The organism is Pantoea sp. SGAir0180 (assembly GCF_043546245.1).
Genome location: NZ_CP028071.1, coordinates 2,854,118 through 2,872,214, shown reverse-complemented (window position 1 = coordinate 2,872,214; position 18,097 = coordinate 2,854,118). Strand labels below are relative to the sequence as shown.

Genomic DNA, 18,097 nt, shown 5'->3' with positions numbered 1-18,097 from the left:
TGCTGCCACTATAAACAGGATGCTAGTATTTGGCAATCAAGACGCTTAGACGGCTAAAAGGAAGAGTAATGTCCGATTCTCATGCTTTAGATCAGCTGGTTGCCGCCTGTCACTGGATAGGTGCGAAGGGCTGGGCGCCCGCCACCGGCGGCAATATGTCGGTGCGCCAGGATGCGCATTTCTGCCTGCTCAGCGAGTCGGGCAAAGATAAAGGCAGCCTGACGCGGGATGACTTTATTCAGGTCGACATTGCCACCAGCCAGGCACCCTCGGGTCGCAGGCCTTCTGCCGAGACCGCACTGCACACGCTGATCTACCGCCTGTTTCCGGAGGCGGGCGCAGTACTGCATACGCACACAGTCAATTCCACCGTTCTGTCGCGCGTAGAGCAGGGCGCGGCGCTACTGCTGTACGGCTATGAGATGCAAAAGTCGCTGAGCGGTCAGTCCACGCATGAGGATACCGTGGCGATTCCGGTGTTTGATAACCGCCAGGATGTTGCCGCGCTGGCGTCAGAAATTGAAGATTATGCAGCCCGTTTTCCGCTGCGTTACGGCTTTCTGCTGCGTGGTCATGGCCTGACCTGCTGGGGCAACGATGTGGCAGAAGCGCGCCGCCATCTGGAAGGGCTGGAGTTTTTATTTGAATGCGAACGTCAACGTCGCTTGCTGGAGAAGGCATGATTAAGGCCATTGTTACCGATATTGAAGGCACCACCAGCGATATCCGTTTTGTACATAACGTCCTGTTTCCCTATGCCCGTGCCCATCTGGCCGACTATGTGCGCCAGCATCAGGCGCAGCCCACCGTTCAGGACGCGCTCAATGCCGTGCGTGCGGAGGCCGGACAGCCCGATGCCGACGTCGACAGCGTGATCGCCATCCTGTTTTCTTATATGGATGAGGACCGCAAATCGACCGGCCTGAAAGCGCTGCAGGGGATGATTTGGCGCGAGGGCTATCTGAGCGGGCGTTTTACAGGGCACCTTTATCCGGATGTCCTGCCTGCGCTCACGGCCTGGCACGCGCAAGGCATTAAACTTTATATATATTCCTCTGGCTCGGTCGCCGCGCAGAAATTGTTATTTGGCTACAGCGACGAAGGTGATATTACTGGTTTGTTTAGCGGTTACTTTGATACCCACGTGGGCGCCAAGCGCGAGGTAACGTCGTATCAAAACATCGCGACGCAAACGGGCTTGCCGGCCGGACAATTGCTGTTCCTCTCTGATATTCATCAGGAGCTGGACGCCGCCAGACAGGCTGGCTGGCACACGTTGCAGCTGATTCGTGACGCGGCGGATGATGACAGCCATCATCGTCAGGTCGCTGATTTTTCCCAGATTAACCCGGAGTCGATTTGAAATGAGTGCACTGACCATTTTTAGCGATAGCGATCCGAGCCAGCCGTTGTGGCACAGCACCGATCCCGAGGCGATCCGTGAGCGTCTGAACGCCAAAGACGTTCGCTTCGAGCGCTGGCAGGCAGACCGCGATCTGGGCGAGAATCCCGATGCGGAAACGGTGATCAACGCCTATCAGCACGCCATTGACCGCCTGGTCGCCGAAAAAGGCTATCAGAGCTGGGACGTCATCAGTATGCGGGCAGACAATCCGCAAAAAGACGTGCTGCGCCAGAAATTCCTCTCAGAACATACGCACGGTGAAGACGAAGTGCGGTTCTTTGTCGAAGGCGCCGGGCTGTTCTGCCTGCATCTGGACGGTGAAATCCTGCAGATCCTGTGCGAAAAGAACGATCTGATCTCGGTGCCCGCAGGCACGCCGCACTGGTTTGATATGGGCTCATCCCCGCATTTCACGGCGATACGTATTTTTGATAATCAGGAAGGCTGGATCGCCAACTTCACAGGCGACAGGATCGCCGATGCCTATCCGCGCCTGGCGTAATTATGACGGTGCGTTCTGCGGGCGGCTGAATCAGCCGCCCGTTTTGTTTACTGTGGCTGAAAAACGCCAGCAGCCACCTGCGCCGGTGTGATCACGCCGGTATCCAGTACCCAACCACTGATGAGCGCCGCAGGCGTGACATCAAAGGCCGGATTAGAAACCTGCGCATCCGCGGGCGCCCACTGCACGCTGCCGAAGCTTCCCGACACACCGGTAACTTCACTGGCGGCACGCTGCTCAATCGGGATGGCATCCCCCGTCGGGCATTGACGATCCAGCGTGGTATGCGGCGCGGCAACATAAAACGGAATACCATGATAGTGCGCCAGTACCGCCAGGCTGTAGGTGCCGATTTTATTCGCCACGTCACCATTGGCGGCAATGCGATCCGCGCCGACCCAGACAGCATCAACCTTGCCCGCCGCCATCAGGCTGGCGGCCATCGAATCCGTGATCAACTGGTAAGGCACACCCAGCTCGCCCAGTTCCCAGGCGGTTAAGCGTCCTCCCTGCAACAGCGGGCGCGTTTCATCAACCCAGACATTGTGAACGTGGCCTTGTTGATGCGCACGCGCGATAACGCCCAGTGCCGTACCCACACCCGCAGTCGCCAGACCGCCGGTGTTGCAGTGGGTTAACAACTGACTGCCGGGTTTGACCAGCGCACTGCCGGCATCGGCGATGCGATCGCACAGCTGTTTATCTTCATGCACCAGACGCAACGCTTCTTCCACCAGGCTCGTTGCCATTTCTGGCTGCGCCAGCGCCTGTTTCATACGATCAAGGTTATTCATCAGGTTCACGGCGGTAGGGCGGGCGGCCCGCAGGGTGTCCAGCGATTGCGCCAGTTGCTCGCGTGATTCCCCCTGTTCTGCCAGCAGGGCCAGCAGCAGTGATGCAGATAAACCAATTAACGGCGCGCCGCGCACCCGCAGGGCATGAATATGGTCAACCAACTGCGCCACAGTATGGGCGGGCAGCCAGTTCTTTTGCTGAGGCAGGGCCTGCTGATCCAGTATCCAGAGCTGGTTGTTGCGAACCTGTAAGCTTGTGGTTTGGAATGTCTGCATTGTCGGTGAAATCCATGTTGCGTTGATGACGGATATTGTGCCAACATGCGTAACGGATGTATAGACGTCTGAACGGCTTGTTACGAAAGATTAATCAGCTCCGGCGCACACCGGCGTTTATTGATGAGGAAAGGTCAATGTCGCAATACCGTACGTTCACCGCTGCTGATGCGGTTGAATATGCCAAACAGTTTGGTGGGCTGGAAGATCCCTCGGTTTTACGCAGTGCGGAAGAGATTGGTGATGGTAACCTCAACCTGGTGTTCAAAATTTACGACGACCAGGGCAACAGCCGCATTGTGGTCAAGCAGGCGTTGCCCTATGTGCGCTGTGTGGGCGAATCCTGGCCGTTAACTCTTGATCGTGCGCGTATTGAAGCGCAGACGCTGGTCGAGCATTACAAATATTGCCCGCAGCACACGGTCAACGTCACGCATTACGATGCAGACCTGGCGGTGATGATCATGGAAGATCTGTCCAGTCACCGTATCTGGCGCAGCGAGCTGGTGAAGGGCGCTTACTATCCGGAGGCGCCGCGTCAGCTTGGCGAATATCTGGCCCAGACGTTGTTCCATACCTCAGACTTCATCCTGCATCCGCATGTGAAAAAAGCCGAAGTGGCGCGCTTTATCAATCCTGAACTGTGTGAAATCACAGAAGATCTTTTTTTCAACGATCCCTATACCGACCATGTACGTAACAGCTATCCCGAGGCGCTGGAACCCCTGGTGGCATCGCTTCGTACCGATGAGGCGCTGCGCATTGCTGTCGCCGGGCTGAAGCACCGTTTCTTCAGTCATGCAGAAGCCTTACTGCATGGCGATATCCACAGCGGCTCCATTTTTGTGGCTGACGGTAGCTTAAAAGCGATCGACGCAGAGTTTGGCTATTTTGGACCGATGGGATTTGATGTCGGTACGGCACTGGGCAATCTGCTGATTAACTACTGTGGCTTACCAGGGCTGCTGCCGCCCCGTGAAGCCGCGGATGCGCGCGAGCAGCGCCTGAGCGACGTGCATGATGTCTGGCAGACCTTTGAAACGCGTTTTCTGGCGCTGGCGGAGAGCAAGACGCAGGATGTGGCCATGGCTTATCCCGGCTATGCGCAGGCGTTTCTGCGTAAAGTGTGGGCAGATACCATTGGCTATTGTGGCACCGAACTGATTCGCAGAACCGTTGGCATGTCGCATGTGGCGGACATGAAACTGATTCGGGATGAGGAGATGCGGACTGACTGCATTCGCAATGCGATTACCCTGGGCCGCACCCTGATTCTGGCGGCCGGGCACGTGGACGATGTGGATGCACTGATTGCCCGCATCCGCCAGGCGGGATAAAAAAAGGCCGACGTGATGTCGGCCTGATGGGTTATGCCGCCTCGCTGGGGCGCGCGGGCTTAGTCACATCCTGTCTGACCGGCACGGCCAGCGCATCGGCCTCAAACTCGTCCACGTTGATTGAACGCAGACGGCTCTCTTCGGCACGCTTCAGCACCTCTGCCTCTTTCTGATCGATCCAGCCCTGTTCCAGCGCCTGTTTAGCCAGCGCATCCAGGCGCGTAAACGAGAGGTGTTTTTTCTGCTGTTTGCACAGGCGATCGTGAATCACCTCAGCCGCCATCACATCCTGTAGCGCCTGCTCTAACTGGCCCGCCGGATTATGCTGGCTGGGAGCCAGATACTGACCACGACCTAAGCGCGTACGCGTCGCCGACGGCACCTGCAGCATTTTTGCCAGCTTGTGATCCAGGCGATCGGACGGTGCCGGGCAGTGCTGACCACCGGCAAAGACCACCAGGCGCATGACGCCAGCGACCAGAGGGTTCGGGAAGTTGCTCAGCAGATCGTCCATAGCTTTCTCGGCTTTGTGCAAGGCATCCTGCACGCCCCAGTGCACCAGCGGCAGATCGGCTTCATGACGGCCTTCATCCTCATAACGTTTCAGCGTCGCCGAGGCCAGATACAGCTGGCTCAGCACATCGCCCAGGCGCGCTGACATACGTTCGCGACGTTTCAGGCTGCCGCCTAACACCGCCATGGACACGTCCGACAGTAACGCCAGATTGGCACTGATACGGTTCAGGTGCTGATAATAGCGACGGGTGGCATCACGCGTTGGCGCGGCGCTGGTGCGTCCGCCCAGAAGGCCCAGCCACAGGCTGCGCATCGCATTGCTGCCAACGTGGCCAATATGGCTAAACAGCGCCTTATCAAAGCCCGCCACATCATTGCTGGCGGCGGCCGCCATTTCCTGCAATACATACGGATGGCAGCGGATAGCACCCTGGCCAAAGATGATCATACTGCGGGTCAGGATATTCGCGCCTTCCACGGTAATGGCGATAGGGGCACCCTGATAAGCCCGGGCCAGGAAGTTGCTGTCGCCCAGCATGATACCTTTACCCCCGGCAATATCCATTGCATCGATAATTGACTGTTGGGCGCGGTGGGTACAGTGATATTTCACAATCGCAGACAGCACCGCAGGTTTCTCGCCCTGCATAATGCCGGTGGTAATCAGCGTCGCGGCAGCGTCCATCACGTAGGCATTACCGGCAATGCGCGCCAGGGGTTCTTCAATCCCTTCCATTTTACCGATAGACAGTTTGAACTGACGGCGGATATGCGCATAGGCGCCTGTGGCCAGCGCTACGCTTTTCAGGCTGCCGGTTGAGTTAGACGGCAGGGTGATTCCACGGCCCACCGACAGACATTCCACCAGCATCCGCCAGCCCTGTCCGGCCATTTCCGGGCCACCGATAATGAAATCGATCGGCACGAAAATATCTTTACCGCGGGTTGGGCCATTCTGGAACGGTACGTTAAGCGGGAAATGGCGATGGCCGATTTCCACGCCCGGTGTGCTGGTGGGGATCAGGGCGCAGGTAATGCCCAGTTCGTCTTTGTCGCCCAGCAGATGGTCGGGATCGGAAAGTTTAAACGCCAGGCCCAGCACAGTGGCAATCGGGGCCAGCGTAATATAGCGCTTGTTCCAGGTAAGGCGCATGCCCAGCACCTGCTGGCCCTGCCACTCGCCCATGCACACAACGCCCGTATCCGGAATCGCTCCCGCATCTGAACCGGCTTCCGGGCTCGTCAGGGCGAAACAGGGGATTTCATCGCCACGCGCCAGACGCGGTAGATAGTGGTCTTTCTGTTTTTCCGTTCCGTAATGTTGCAGCAGTTCGCCAGGGCCCAGTGAGTTAGGCACGCCCACGGTAATCGCCAGAATGCCTGAGACGCCGGCCAGTTTCTGCAACACGCGCGCCTGTGCATAGGCAGAGAACTCCAGGCCGCCGTACTCTTTCTTGATGATCATGGCAAAGAAGCGATGGGCTTTCAGATGCGCCCACAGTTCTGGCGGCATATCGGCCAGTTCATGGGTAATCTGGAAATCATTCGCCAGACGACAGGCTTCTTCTACCGGCCCGTCAAGAAACGCCTGTTCTTCCGGCGTCAGTCGCGGTTGCGGGTAGTTATGCAGTTTCTGCCAGTCGGGTTTGCCCTGAAACAGGTCGCCTTCCCACCAGGTGGTGCCCGCATCGATCGCCTCTTTTTCCGTACGAGACATCGGCGGCATCACCTGCTGAAAGCGGTGCAGCATCGGTTTGGAAAACAGGCTGCGGCGCAGGCTGATGAGGTTCAGCGGTAACAGGATAATCGCCAGCGGCACAAGCAGCCACGGCGTCCAGAGATGGACCACCGCCATTGCTGCGGTCCACAGCAACAGGATGACGCTGCTGAGCAGCAGCGAGATGCGGTGATAGAACAGTGCGCCAGTCAGCAGCACTGTCGCAAGAATCGAGACAACCATCATAATGAAGTGCTCCGTAAGTAGTAAGAGGTCTGACCTGTTATGATGAAGGTGTAATTCAGATGAGGGCATTTATCAATTTGTTTACATCGCAATTACAACCTGACTCACAAAATCAGCGAAAGCGCGAGCAACGCCCAGGCTGTGGTCGCGAAAAAGCGCGGCGCGAAAAGGATCCGGCGGCGTGATGCTATGCGTGCGTCAGCCATTCCGTTAAACTTGCTGCGATTACCCTCTCCTACAAAGGACAAGTCTATGTATCAGGACATTATTCGTTCAGAGCTCAACGAAGCTGCAGAAACGTTGAATAACTTTCTGAGTGACGACGCGAACATTCATACCATCCAGCGTGCTGCGGTGATGTTGGCTGACAGCTTCAAAGCGGGCGGCAAAGTGCTCTCCTGTGGCAACGGCGGATCACACTGTGATGCGATGCATTTTGCGGAGGAACTGACGGGCCGTTACCGTGAAAATCGTCCGGGCTACCCGGCGATTGCCATTTCAGACGTCAGCCACCTTTCCTGTGTGAGTAATGATTTTGGTTATGACCATGTCTTTTCCCGTTATGTAGAAGCGGTAGGGCGCCCGGGCGACGTGTTGCTGGGGATTTCAACCTCAGGTAACTCGGCTAATATCATCAAAGCCGTAGAAGCGGCGCGCGCCCAGGGGATGAAAGTGATCACGCTGACCGGTAAAGATGGCGGTAAAATGGCCGGCAGCGCGGACATTGAAATTCGTGTGCCCCATTTCGGTTATGCTGACCGTATTCAGGAGATCCACATCAAAGTGATTCATATCCTGATGCTGCTGATTGAAAAAGAGATGGTCAGGTAACAGCGTGTGTCGCCTCCTGACCGACAGGAGGCTTTTACTCTAAGGCGGTTGCTATGTGCGAATTGCTCGGGATGAGCGCTAACGTTCCCACCGATATTTGTTTTAGTTTCACCGGACTGGTGCAGCGCGGCGGCGGAACAGGGCCGCATAAAGACGGCTGGGGCATTACGTTTTATGAAGATAAAGGGTGCCGCACCTTTAAAGATCCCTTGCCGAGTTTTAATTCCCCCATTGCGCGCCTGGTGCAGGAATATCCCATCAAATCCCACTCCGTCGTGGCGCATATTCGCCAGGCGAATCGCGGCCCGGTTTCGCTGGAAAATACGCACCCGTTTACCCGGGAGTTATGGGGACGCAACTGGACCTATGCCCACAACGGACAACTGAAAGGTTACCGGCAACTGGAAACCGGCACGTTTCGGCCAGTGGGCGAAACCGACAGCGAAAAGGCCTTTTGCTGGATTCTGCATAAGCTGGCCACGCGCTATCCGCGCACGCCGGGAAACTGGCCTGCGGTCTTCCGCTACATCGGCGAGCTGGCGAGCGAGCTGCGGCAAAAGGGCGTGTTCAACATGTTGCTGTCGGACGGGCGCTATCTGATGGCCTTCTGCTCGACCAATCTGTTCTGGATCACTCGCCGTGCCCCTTTTGGCCGGGCGCAGTTGCTCGATCAGGATGTGGAAATTGATTTCCAGAAACATACCGGGGCGAACGACGTGGTCACGGTCATTGCCACACAGCCGCTGACGGGGAATGAAACCTGGCACCGGATCGTGCCAGGCGAGTGGGCCTTATTTTACCTTGGAGAGCGCCAGGAACGACTGTGATGCCGCTTCGGGTTGGGTGATGACCGGGCTGCTGTTCATCACATATCTGCCGCTGGCGACATTGACTGTCGGCGGTTGATGATACTTCGCAAAGTAGACATAACCCGGCTGAAGCTGCTTCCAGAAATCCGCGTAGGTCGAATAACGATGGCGCTGCATGTTGCTGTCCGTCATGCGGAACGGATAAATTGCAATGTTCACTTCCTGCTGACCATTACGCAATGCCGCGTTCACATACGTGAAAATCTGATCCATATAGGCATTGGTCATGGCGTAGCAGCCAATCGACTTACAGTCGCCGTGAATCATCAGGTAGTTGCCGCTGTAGCCCTGGTCACGGTCGTATTGATTCGGAAAGCCAATATTAATCGCGCGATAGAAACGGCTGTCCGGTTTAAGCTGATTCAGTTTTACGCTGTAGAAACCTTCCGGGCTTTTAAAATCGCCTTCACGGCGTTTTGGACCCAGACCGCCCGAAAAATTGCAGATGCGGTAGGTATCCAGCAAGCGGTATTCGTTACCAATCTTGCCGTACAGCTCAAGTGTCCGCTCTTCCTTAAAGATCTGAATATAAACCGGCGTGCCGATTAGCTGTTTCTTTAACTCTTTACTCACAGGGGCCAGTTGCTGAACCGGCTCGGGAGTCATTGCCATGCTGAGGGCTGGCAGTAAAAGCATCGCAAACAGAAGTGCGATTTTGCCCATGCTGTGTATACCTTGAAGTGAAGAAGAACAATGGCGCGTTATGTGCGCCTCTGTTTGCATTATCGGAACTTTCCGCTACCGCAGCGCAACATTAAACATTGTCTGTTTTTTTAGCAATACAGCACGGCGCAAAATGTCCATTTCTTTGGCGGAATGACGCCAAAAATTTGTAAACTTTGTTTGTTATTGCAAGAAATATTGCACAAGCCTTTCCGAACTGTATACTTATCCAGTACTGGAGGGGCGATGCGTAAGATCATTCATGTTGATATGGACTGCTTTTTTGCGGCGGTGGAAATGCGTGACGATCCCTCATTACGCGATATTCCCATGGCCATCGGCGGCAGCCGCGATCGACGTGGCGTTATCAGTACCGCTAATTATCCGGCCCGCAAATATGGCGTACGCAGCGCGATGCCGACCGGTATGGCCTTAAAGCTTTGTCCGCATCTGCGTCTACTGCCCGGACGGTATGACATCTATAAAGAAGCCTCCAGTCAGATCCGTGCCATCTTTTCGCGTTATACCTCGCTCATTGAGCCACTCTCACTGGACGAAGCCTATCTGGATGTTACCGACAGCCAGCACTGTCAGGGATCGGCCACGCTTATCGCGCAGGACATCCGCGCCACCATTTTTCGTGAAACGCAGCTCACTGCCTCTGCGGGCATCGCCCCCATAAAATTCCTTGCCAAGATCGCCTCCGATTTAAACAAGCCTGATGGTCAGTATGTGATTACACCGGCCCAGATGTCCGATTTCTTGCTGGCCTTACCGCTGGCAAAAATTCCCGGTGTAGGAAAAGTTTCAGCAAAAAAGCTCGAAGAGCTGGGTCTGCACACCTGCGCGGACGTGCAAAAAGCCGATTTGGCGCTGCTGCTTAAGCGTTTTGGCAAGTTTGGCAGAGTGTTATGGGAGCGCAGTCACGGCATTGATGAACGGGGCGTAGTGGTTGAACGCGAACGGAAATCGCTGGGTGTGGAGCGGACGCTGGCTGACGATATCGACAGTTGGGAGCGCTGTCTGGAAATTATTGATTACCTCTATGCCGAGCTTGATCGTCGCCTGACGCAGATTCGCCCCGATAAGCACATTGCGCGCCAGGGCGTGAAGCTGAAGTTTAGTGATTTCCAGCAGACCACTCAGGAACATGTCTGGCCCGTGCTCAATAAAGAGGACATGATTGCCGTGGCCCGTAAGACCTGGGACGAGCGCCGCGCCGGACGTGGCGTCCGGCTGGTGGGGCTGCATGTGACGCTGGTGGATCCGCAGTTGGAGAGGCAGTTGCTGCTGGGATTATAGAGGGGGCGCTTTCGTGTTGAGTGGGGGGATTACGGTCGTACACCGGGAGTTTTCCGCCCGCCAGGCGATGGCAGTTTCAGCCAGTCCGTGCAGGCGGCCGGGTTAAGGGGCTCGCGCCAGCCCCTTAACAATCCCGGCGGCCGGCAGCCGTCGCTGTTCCTTCGTCTCTCACTCCGGCCTGACGGACCGTCCGGATGCGCCGTCCCTGGCGCAGCCGTCCTCTGCGCGGCATCCCTGCCGCTCCGTCCTGGCCTCCGTTCCCTCCTCAGCGCGCCGGATGCCGGCAGAAAAACCCCCGCCTGTCAGTCCTGGTTTCTTTTAAAAGCGGGTGTTGTCTGTAGTGAATGTGTACAGTGGGATTCAAAAAAAGTTTTTATAAACAGGCATTGACTCAAAATCAGCAGACTGTAGGACTTTCCGGTTACCTACAGCGACACCGGAAGTGGCTTTAACACAGAGATAGTGAAGCGGGGGTTTGGGGCGGCCTTCCCACCCGCTGAGCGGATGAGGGATTTCCGGATGAGCCGACAGGACGTCGGCGAGAGCCGGGCCGCGCCATGGATGGCGCGTCCTGGCGGTCCGCAGAAATCCTGAAGGAGCGAAGGCATCGCGCAGCGGCGGGTGGGCAGGACGGGAGCCCGGGGTCAAGGGGCCGCGGCGGCTGGCGGCCCCTTGTCGGTCGCCCGCACCGGGCAGACTGAAACTCCAGGCCGCCTGGCGAGCGAAACCCCCTCAGCGCTTCATAAGCTGTCAGCGACTCAAACCTTCTCAACGCCTGCTCGCGCAAGCATCACTGCAACTCATTATCGGTATCCAAAGCAATAAAAACGCCTGAGCGGGCGCAAATCTCAAAGCGGGGGAGTTGGGCGGCCTTCCCACCCGCTGAGCGGATGAGGGATTTCCGGATGAGCCGACAGGACGTCGGCGAGAGCCGGGCCGCGCCATGGATGGCGCGTCCTGGCGGTCCGCAGAAATCCTGAAGGAGCGAAGGCACCGCGCAGCGGCGGGTGGGCAGGACGGGAGCCCGGGGTCAAGGGGCCGCGGCGGCTGGCGGCCCCTTGTCGGTCGCCCGCACCGGGCAGGCTGAAACTCCAGGCCGCCTGGCGAGCGAAACCCTCTCAGCGCTTCATGAGCATTCAGCGACTCAACCCTTCTCAGTGCCTGAAAAGACTTTTCGCACAAGCATCAATTATCGGTATCCAAAGCAATAAAAACGCCTGATCAGGCGGAAATCTCAAAGCGGGGGGAGTTGGGCGGCCTTCCCACCCGCTGAGCGGATAAGGGATTTCCGGATGAGCCGACAGGACGCCGGCGGTCCGCAGAAATCCTGAAGGAGCGAAGGCATCGCGAAGCGGCGGGTGGGCAGGACGGAAGCCCGGGGTCAAGGGCCGCGGCGGCTGGCGGCCCCTTGTCGGTCGCCCGCACCGGGCAGACTGAAACTCCCGGCCGCCTGGCGGGCGAAACCCTCTCAGCGTTTCATAAGCCGTCAGCGACGCAAACCAGCCACCTCGCGCAGCGAATTAACCGCCCCGCGTAAGCGCCACCAACAACCCATTACTTCTTATATTTTGCTTCCAGCGTCGCAAACCACGGCTGGACAAAATCGTTATTGCTGCCCCAGCCCGGAATGATCTTGTTAAGCGACGCGACGTTCACAGCGCCAGGATGGCTGTCGAGCGCCTGTTGTGAAATCGACGACGCTTTAAATTCATACGTTGCAGGCGTGGTTTCACCGGCGATCTTGTTCGCCACCAGGCGCATATTCACGGCACCGATAGTTTTCGGATCGACCGCGACGGTCTGCACCCACGGGCTGCCTTTCTGGCGCATAAGCTGCAAATCCTGATTGGAAACATCAATGCTGTACAGCTTGATCTCGGTACGGCCATTTTCCTGCAACGCTTTATACGCGCCCTGGCTGAAGGCATCCCATGCGCCCCAGATGGCGTCAATCTTGCCTTTCGGGTATTTCGCCAGAATCGCGCCCACTTTGTTGGCCGTGTCGCCCTGGACATCCGTTGATACGGCACCAATGGACTCCAGTTGATGAATGCCTGGGTTTTCTTTTAATAATTTTTCATACACCACCTGACGGCGTTCCATCGGCGGGAAACCGGCGACCCATAACTTCACGATGTTCGCTTTGCCGTTGAAGTCTTTGATCAACTGCCCCAGGGAGAGCTGCGCCAGCGAGGCGTCATCCTGGGCGGTCACCGTCACGCCGGGAATTGGGTTGTCTACCGGTGTGTCAAATACCGACACTTTAATGCCCGCGTCAGCGATGCGTTTTACCAACGCACTGGCATAGGGCGCTTTGCCGTGTGACAGCACAATACCGTCGTATTTTTGGCTGATCGCCTGATTAACAAAATCCTGAAAACGCGCGTCATCACCGTTGCTGAGGAAGGTGCTGACTTTGAAGCCCAACTGGCGACCCTGCTGAATCGCGCCTGCCACAAACTGGGTCGTGTTGTCGTCGGAACCGAGGTTACGGATGACGGCAATACGAATCGGCCCTTCATGGTTAGCGATGGCGGCAGGAACAGGTGTTATGGTGTCGGCAAACGCGGCACTGGCGTTTAACAGGCTCAGGGCCAGCAGCGAGAGTGTTATCTTTTTCATTATTCTTAACTCCAGTAGAAGAACGCGTCTTAACGACGCTGTACATAAGTGATGGCCAGCGCTAAGGCCAGCACTAATCCTTTGATAATGTCCATGGCGTAATAGGGCACGGATAACATTACCAGGCCGTTTTGCAGAACCCCTAAAATGACGGCCCCGACCAGCGTACCCAGCGCATTTGGCTTACCGGAGCCGGCCAGTGAAAAGCCGATCCAGGCGGCAGCCACGGCGTCCATCAGATAACCGCTACCGGCGTTAACCTGGGACGATCCAATGCGTGAGGCCAGCAGAATACCGCCCAGTCCGGCCAGTAGTGAGGCAATCACATAGGCCAGAACGCGATAACGCGTGGTGCGAATACCGGAAAGTCGGGCGGCTTCGGGGTTTCCGCCCAGCGCATACATGCGGCGGCCGTGTTTGGTCAGCGACAGCGCCAGCTGTGCCACCACGGTCACCACCAGCATGATAATCACGATCGTGGGTACCTGACCCAACAGGTTAAAGGCAGCAGGAATAGTGCCTTCCGCCATATCGCCGCTGGGCAGCACCATGTTTTCCGTAATCGAGCCGCCAAAGCTGTAGGTCATGGCGACGCCCTGAATCACAAACAGGGTGGCCAGTGTGGCCAGCATGTCGGGAATGCGCAGCACGACGATCAGAAAGGCGTTAAACAGTCCCACCAGCGTGCACAGCGCCAGAGTGATGGCGATCGCCGCCGTGGTGTCGAAGCCGTACCAGACAAACAGCGAAATGACCAGGGCGTTTGCCAGTGACGCGGTAGAGCCCACCGAAAGATCGAAGCCGCCAACGGTGAGGGATACTGAAACGCCCACGGCAATCACGGTTACGATGGCGATAGACCGCAAAATATTGACGATATTGTTCGGCTCCAGAAAGCTGTCGGAAGCCAGGCCAAAGGCAGCGATCAATATCACCACCGTCAGCAACATGCCCCACTTATAGAGGAAATCGAACAGCTGATGGCGCAGCGATGGCGATGCGGAATTCAGGGCTAACTCTTTACTGCTCACGCAGGGGTTCCTCCGGTGGAATAGAGCAAAAGTGTCTCCTCCGTGGCGCGTTGTCCGTCTAATTCCGCCACAATACGTCCGTCCCAGAGCACACAAATACGGTCGCATAAGCCGACCAGTTCAGAAAATTCGCCAGAGGCGTAAATAATCCCTTTGCCTTCATGGGCAAGGTTGCTGATTAGCGTGAACAGTTCCGTTTTGGCTTTTACGTCCACGCCTTTGGTCGGTTCGTCGAAAATCAGGACATCGGCGTTATTGCGTAACCATTTGCCAATCGCCACCTTTTGCTGATTGCCGCCGGAAAGCCGACGTAACGGTTGGGCGGGGCCAGTCGTACGCACGTTAAGACGACGGATCACCGCTTCCGCCCAGCGCCAGGCCTGACGATGGCCGAACAGGCTCCAGCGGGAAAAACTGTCGTCTGCGCTGATACTGAGGTTCATCGCCACCGATTCGTCAATGAAGATGCCCTCTTTGCGGCGCTCTTCTGGCACCAGTGCCATGCGCTGACTCACGGAATCGTGTGGCGATCGCGGTTTCCAGCGTTTACCGTGCAGTTCACCGCGGGCAACCCGGCTTTTACTGGCACCAAATAACGCTTTGCAAAGTTCGGTTTTGCCAGCCCCGGCCAGCCCGGCAATACCCAGAATCTCGCCCTTGTGTAAACGCAGTGAGATATCCTGAAGCAGGTGTTCATCATGTAATCCTTCCACCGCCATGAGTACGGATGAGGACTGCAATGGCCGGCGCGGAGGATAGATATCGGTCAACGGATGACCCAGCATTTTTTCAACGATTTGCTCACCGCTCAGGGAAGCCATTGGGCTACTTTCCACCAGGCGGCCATCGCGCAGTACCGTCAGGCGATCGCAGATGGCTTTCAGTTCGTGAATACGGTGAGAGATAAATATCACGCCAATACCGCTGGTCTGCAGGCGACGAACTACGGCGAACAGGCGCTCGCTTTCGTGTTGGTCGAGTGGGGCAGTGGGTTCATCGAGAATCAGAAAGCGGCAGTGGTGCGACAGGGCTCTGGCCAGCAGGATTTGCTGCTTTTCCGCCAGCGAACAACGTTCGACCGGGCGTCTGACATCAATCGTGGCATCCAGCTGCGCCAGCAGGTCTCGCGCCTGACGACGCATATCGCCCCAGCGAAAGCCATGGCCCGGTTCGGCCAGTTGATCCAGCAGAATGTTCTCGGCCACGCTTAACTGGGGCACCAGCGCAACATCCACTTCCTGCTGCACCAGGTGAATGCCGAGCTTTTTGGCGTCACGCGGGCTGCGAATCGACACAGGCTGGCCGTCCAGCAGAATCTCACCGTGATAGTGACTGTGGGCACCGGAGAGTACCGCCATCAGGGTGGATTTACCCGCGCCATTGGCCCCGGTCAGGGCATGAACCGAGTGACCTTCCGTCAGAAAATCCACTGAGGTTAACGCGGCAAATCCGCCGAAATCGATAGAGATGTTACGCATCTCAAGGCGATTGACTGCACGCATCACGGAGCTCTCCATTAAAGTCACTGATCGCATTTTTTCCCGAAGCTACCGGTGCGGCAACTAACGAAAGCGCATAAGTTAGCACAGAAATTTATTAGCCATCCAGACATCTGGACATAATGGCGGCTAAAGCTGACTAAGCGCAGCAAGTTGGTGATTTAACGGTAAGAAGTCGCCTTAACCCAGCGGATTATGCTGCGCCTGGGCGTCAGTCTTTTTTAAACGGATGCGCTTTTATCTCAGGATCGGAAAATGCGACGTGGTTTTGTCGCAGACTTCACCACGTGCAGAACGCATCGCATCCGTCGCGGTTACTTCACGGCATAGATTTCGGCGAGGTCGGCCAGATCCCAGTTACCGCCCGTTAACAGTACACAGACTTTCTCAGCGGGCTTCAGGCTGACCGAGCCCGCCAGCAACGCGCCAAGGCCGATGGAGGCCGCGGGCTCGGCAATCAATTTTGCCTCACTGGCCAGCACCCGCATGCCCTGAGCAATATGCTCGTCGTCAACCAGCACAATCTCATCTACGTACTTTTCAATAATCGGGTAGGGATTGCGGCCCGGCACGCTGAGTCTTAAGCCATCCGCAATAGTATTGAGCAGCGGCAGTGACGTTGGCTGTTTGTTGATCCGACTTTGGTAATATTTCGGTGTCAGAGCGGGTTCCGCGCCAATCACTCTGACGGCAGGACGGGTTTCTTTGATTGCGGTGGCCACACCGGAGAGAAGTCCGCCACCGCCCAGCGGCACAATCACGGTATCCACATCCGGCAAATCATGCAGGATTTCGCAGCCGATCGTTCCCTGGCCCGCCATGACCATCGGATCTTCAAAGCCATGCACTACCGCATAATTGTTGAGCTCGGCAATTTCATACACCTTCTTCCAGCGGGACGCATTGTCGCCATCGAAGAGAATCACCTCTGCGCCCAGGGCGCGCGTATTGTCGATTTTGATTTGCGGCGTTGTGACCGGCAGCACCAGAATGACCTTTACGCCCAGCATTCTGCCTGCATAAGACAGGCCCTGGGCATGATTGCCTGATGAACTGGAAATCATGCCGTTGGCAAACGCCTCAACGGGCAGAGAAAGGACCTTATTCAGTGCGCCCCGTATTTTAAACGCGCCGGTAATCTGCAACGTCTCCGGCTTGAGATAAAGCTCACAGCCGACCCGTTTTTCAATTTTTTCAGCGCGGAGTAACGGCGTATGGCGAATGTGGGCAGCGATGCGCTGCTGCGCGTCATGAATGTCCTGCAGGGTGGGGTACGAACGCGTCATATACATTACCTTCGTCTGAACGAAACGTTATTCAAAAAATGCAAATCCGGTTCCGTAGCCTTTTTCAAGGGCCTTGCGGTAAATGCGCCCGGCTGTCGTGTTGTCCTGAATGGCAAGCCCGGTGGAGTCAAAGAAGGTAATTTCCCGATCGTTTTCCCGGCCCGGTTTTGTCCCGGACAAAACTTCCCCGATTTCGGCATGAATCGCGTTTTCACTGATGATATTTCTGTCCAGCGCATGCCAGGTTTCTCCTTTCTGCGTGCACTGGGGCAGGGAATCCACGATCACTTTTGCCCGACTAAAAATCTGCGGGTCAAACTCCTGTTTACCGCGCTGATCGGTGCCAATGGCGATGATATGCGTGCCGGGCGGAATCCAGTCGGCCTCAATCAGCGGTCCTTTGCCCCGGGTGGTGGTGATAAGAATATCGGCTTGCCCGACCGCCGCCTGACAGCTGTCCGCGATAATGACCGGAATACCTGTGGTGCTTTCAATGTCCGCTTTGAAAGCCTGACGGGTGGCTGGCGTTCGGCTCCAGGCATGGATTTCCTCAATATCCATTACCCGGGCGATCGCCTGGATTTGCATTCTCGCCTGATTGCCAGTGCCAATCGCGGCGATTTTTTTGGCATTTTTACGTGCCAGTGCTCTGACGGAAACAGCGCCCGACGCACCGGTTCGCAGACCGGTAATCAGGCTACCGTCCATCACACAGCACAGGGCGCCGCTTTGGGCATCAAACAGGATGATCGTGCCCATACCGCCCGGCAGACCAGGACGGGACGGGTTTTCTGAAAAACCGCCGGAGGAGGCTTTCATCGAAATCAGTTCGTTGGTGCGGTAATAGCAGGTTTTAAAATCAATCTCGCCACGGGGGGCGGGCAGGTGCAGGCCGATATAGTCAGGCTGTTCCACCAGGCCGCCGTTAAAGGCCCTGTAGGCTTCGTCGACGGCTTCAATGACATCATCAATGCTGATGAGCTGTCGGACATCTTCTTTGGTGAGTAATAAGGTCTTCATGCGTCCTCGGGTCGTGTCAGACGAACGATTCCCGACTAGCGCAATGGTGTTAAAACGCGGTCGGGAAAAGAGGGATTCCCGACATTATTACACTGGTGTTGCAACAGAAAATGCCAATCTGCACCCCGGAGAAACGCTTTAAACTGTTTTAGCGACGGGTGACGAAAGCTAATGCTCGGGT

The 18,097-nt window shown here is 56.5% G+C and carries 15 protein-coding genes; 7 read left to right on the top strand and 8 right to left on the bottom strand.

The features are described 5' to 3' along the window. Positions 1 to 68: 68 nt before the first annotated feature. From C1N58_RS13630 to C1N58_RS13620, 3 genes are read left to right on the top strand one after another with little or no spacing between them, the layout of a single operon-like run. Positions 69 to 683: a methylthioribulose 1-phosphate dehydratase gene (locus C1N58_RS13630; protein ID WP_006118037.1), complete on the top strand. Its 615-nt coding sequence runs from the start codon at positions 69 to 71 to the stop codon at positions 681 to 683. After that, positions 680 to 1,363 (top strand): acireductone synthase, encoded by a 684-nt coding sequence (gene mtnC / locus C1N58_RS13625; RefSeq protein ID WP_394564246.1) that lies wholly within the window; start codon positions 680 to 682, stop codon positions 1,361 to 1,363. Before C1N58_RS13630 ends, mtnC begins: the two co-directional genes overlap by 4 nt. Position 1,364: 1 nt before the next feature. Further along, positions 1,365 to 1,907, top strand: a complete 543-nt coding sequence (locus C1N58_RS13620) for a 1,2-dihydroxy-3-keto-5-methylthiopentene dioxygenase (RefSeq protein ID WP_039338570.1) — start codon at positions 1,365 to 1,367, stop codon at positions 1,905 to 1,907. A 47-nt stretch (positions 1,908 to 1,954) separates the two neighbouring features. Here C1N58_RS13620 and mtnA read toward each other — a convergent pair whose 3' ends face one another. Then, on the bottom strand, positions 1,955 to 2,977 hold the full coding sequence (mtnA, locus tag C1N58_RS13615; RefSeq protein ID WP_033738539.1) for an S-methyl-5-thioribose-1-phosphate isomerase: 1,023 nt from the start codon (positions 2,975 to 2,977) through the stop codon (positions 1,955 to 1,957). Between the two features lie 137 nt (positions 2,978 to 3,114). Here mtnA and mtnK point away from each other — a divergent pair, with 137 nt between their 5' ends. Continuing rightward, complete coding sequence (gene mtnK / locus C1N58_RS13610; protein ID WP_039338567.1) at positions 3,115 to 4,314, top strand: S-methyl-5-thioribose kinase; 1,200 nt, start codon at positions 3,115 to 3,117, stop codon at positions 4,312 to 4,314. A 31-nt stretch (positions 4,315 to 4,345) separates the two neighbouring features. Here the strand turns inward: mtnK and fadE are convergent, their stop codons facing one another. Continuing rightward, the gene (fadE, locus tag C1N58_RS13605; RefSeq protein WP_394564245.1) at positions 4,346 to 6,793 is read right to left on the bottom strand and encodes an acyl-CoA dehydrogenase FadE; all 2,448 of its coding nucleotides are present in this window, start codon (positions 6,791 to 6,793) and stop codon (positions 4,346 to 4,348) included. 252 nt (positions 6,794 to 7,045) lie between these two features. Here fadE and lpcA point away from each other — a divergent pair, with 252 nt between their 5' ends. Next, positions 7,046 to 7,624, top strand: a complete 579-nt coding sequence (gene lpcA, locus C1N58_RS13600) for a D-sedoheptulose 7-phosphate isomerase (protein WP_039338565.1) — start codon at positions 7,046 to 7,048, stop codon at positions 7,622 to 7,624. A gap of 53 nt (positions 7,625 to 7,677) precedes the next feature. Then, positions 7,678 to 8,451: a class II glutamine amidotransferase gene (locus C1N58_RS13595; RefSeq protein WP_006118044.1), complete on the top strand. Its 774-nt coding sequence runs from the start codon at positions 7,678 to 7,680 to the stop codon at positions 8,449 to 8,451. Here the strand turns inward: C1N58_RS13595 and dpaA are convergent. Then, positions 8,416 to 9,156 (bottom strand): peptidoglycan meso-diaminopimelic acid protein amidase, encoded by a 741-nt coding sequence (gene dpaA / locus C1N58_RS13590; protein ID WP_033738547.1) that lies wholly within the window; start codon positions 9,154 to 9,156, stop codon positions 8,416 to 8,418. The two genes, C1N58_RS13595 and dpaA, sit on opposite strands and share 36 nt — an antisense overlap. 246 nt (positions 9,157 to 9,402) lie before the next feature. On the opposite strand from dpaA, the gene dinB reads away from it, so the two are divergent. Then, positions 9,403 to 10,458, top strand: coding sequence for a DNA polymerase IV (gene dinB, locus C1N58_RS13585; RefSeq protein ID WP_375097232.1), 1,056 nt, complete (start codon positions 9,403 to 9,405; stop codon positions 10,456 to 10,458). A 1,554-nt stretch (positions 10,459 to 12,012) separates the two neighbouring features. Here dinB and C1N58_RS13580 read toward each other — a convergent pair. From C1N58_RS13580 to C1N58_RS13560, 5 genes are all read right to left on the bottom strand, one after another. Further along, positions 12,013 to 13,080, bottom strand: a complete 1,068-nt coding sequence (locus C1N58_RS13580) for a sugar ABC transporter substrate-binding protein (protein WP_039338561.1) — start codon at positions 13,078 to 13,080, stop codon at positions 12,013 to 12,015. A gap of 29 nt (positions 13,081 to 13,109) precedes the next feature. Beyond that, positions 13,110 to 14,111 carry an ABC transporter permease gene (locus C1N58_RS13575; RefSeq protein WP_054634454.1) on the bottom strand — a complete coding sequence of 334 codons (1,002 nt, stop codon included), beginning with the start codon at positions 14,109 to 14,111 and terminating at the stop codon, positions 13,110 to 13,112. Further along, the gene (locus C1N58_RS13570; protein ID WP_039338557.1) at positions 14,108 to 15,613 is read right to left on the bottom strand and encodes a sugar ABC transporter ATP-binding protein; all 1,506 of its coding nucleotides are present in this window, start codon (positions 15,611 to 15,613) and stop codon (positions 14,108 to 14,110) included. Before C1N58_RS13570 ends, C1N58_RS13575 begins: the two co-directional genes overlap by 4 nt. A 311-nt stretch (positions 15,614 to 15,924) precedes the next feature. Further along, positions 15,925 to 16,896: a threonine/serine dehydratase gene (locus C1N58_RS13565; RefSeq protein ID WP_033738776.1), complete on the bottom strand. Its 972-nt coding sequence runs from the start codon at positions 16,894 to 16,896 to the stop codon at positions 15,925 to 15,927. A gap of 27 nt (positions 16,897 to 16,923) precedes the next feature. Beyond that, a complete protein-coding gene (locus C1N58_RS13560; RefSeq protein ID WP_054688091.1) occupies positions 16,924 to 17,916 on the bottom strand; it encodes an ornithine cyclodeaminase family protein in 993 nt (330 codons plus the stop codon). Positions 17,917 to 18,097 lie beyond the last annotated feature (181 nt).

What these genes read in the sequence shown, in the direction of transcription:
- mtnA (WP_033738539.1), bottom strand. Translation starts at nt 2,977, where the DNA reads ATGCAGACATTCCAAACCACAAGCTTACAGGTTCGCAACAACCAGCTC.
- C1N58_RS13560 (WP_054688091.1), bottom strand. Translation starts at nt 17,916, where the DNA reads ATGAAGACCTTATTACTCACCAAAGAAGATGTCCGACAGCTCATCAGC.
- C1N58_RS13580 (WP_039338561.1), bottom strand. Translation starts at nt 13,080, where the DNA reads ATGAAAAAGATAACACTCTCGCTGCTGGCCCTGAGCCTGTTAAACGCC.
- mtnC (WP_394564246.1), top strand. Translation starts at nt 680, where the DNA reads ATGATTAAGGCCATTGTTACCGATATTGAAGGCACCACCAGCGATATC.
- C1N58_RS13595 (WP_006118044.1), top strand. Translation starts at nt 7,678, where the DNA reads ATGTGCGAATTGCTCGGGATGAGCGCTAACGTTCCCACCGATATTTGT.
- C1N58_RS13570 (WP_039338557.1), bottom strand. Translation starts at nt 15,613, where the DNA reads ATGCGTGCAGTCAATCGCCTTGAGATGCGTAACATCTCTATCGATTTC.
- C1N58_RS13630 (WP_006118037.1), top strand. Translation starts at nt 69, where the DNA reads ATGTCCGATTCTCATGCTTTAGATCAGCTGGTTGCCGCCTGTCACTGG.
- C1N58_RS13565 (WP_033738776.1), bottom strand. Translation starts at nt 16,896, where the DNA reads ATGACGCGTTCGTACCCCACCCTGCAGGACATTCATGACGCGCAGCAG.
- fadE (WP_394564245.1), bottom strand. Translation starts at nt 6,793, where the DNA reads ATGATGGTTGTCTCGATTCTTGCGACAGTGCTGCTGACTGGCGCACTG.
- dinB (WP_375097232.1), top strand. Translation starts at nt 9,403, where the DNA reads ATGCGTAAGATCATTCATGTTGATATGGACTGCTTTTTTGCGGCGGTG.
- C1N58_RS13620 (WP_039338570.1), top strand. Translation starts at nt 1,365, where the DNA reads ATGAGTGCACTGACCATTTTTAGCGATAGCGATCCGAGCCAGCCGTTG.
- dpaA (WP_033738547.1), bottom strand. Translation starts at nt 9,156, where the DNA reads ATGGGCAAAATCGCACTTCTGTTTGCGATGCTTTTACTGCCAGCCCTC.
- mtnK (WP_039338567.1), top strand. Translation starts at nt 3,115, where the DNA reads ATGTCGCAATACCGTACGTTCACCGCTGCTGATGCGGTTGAATATGCC.
- lpcA (WP_039338565.1), top strand. Translation starts at nt 7,046, where the DNA reads ATGTATCAGGACATTATTCGTTCAGAGCTCAACGAAGCTGCAGAAACG.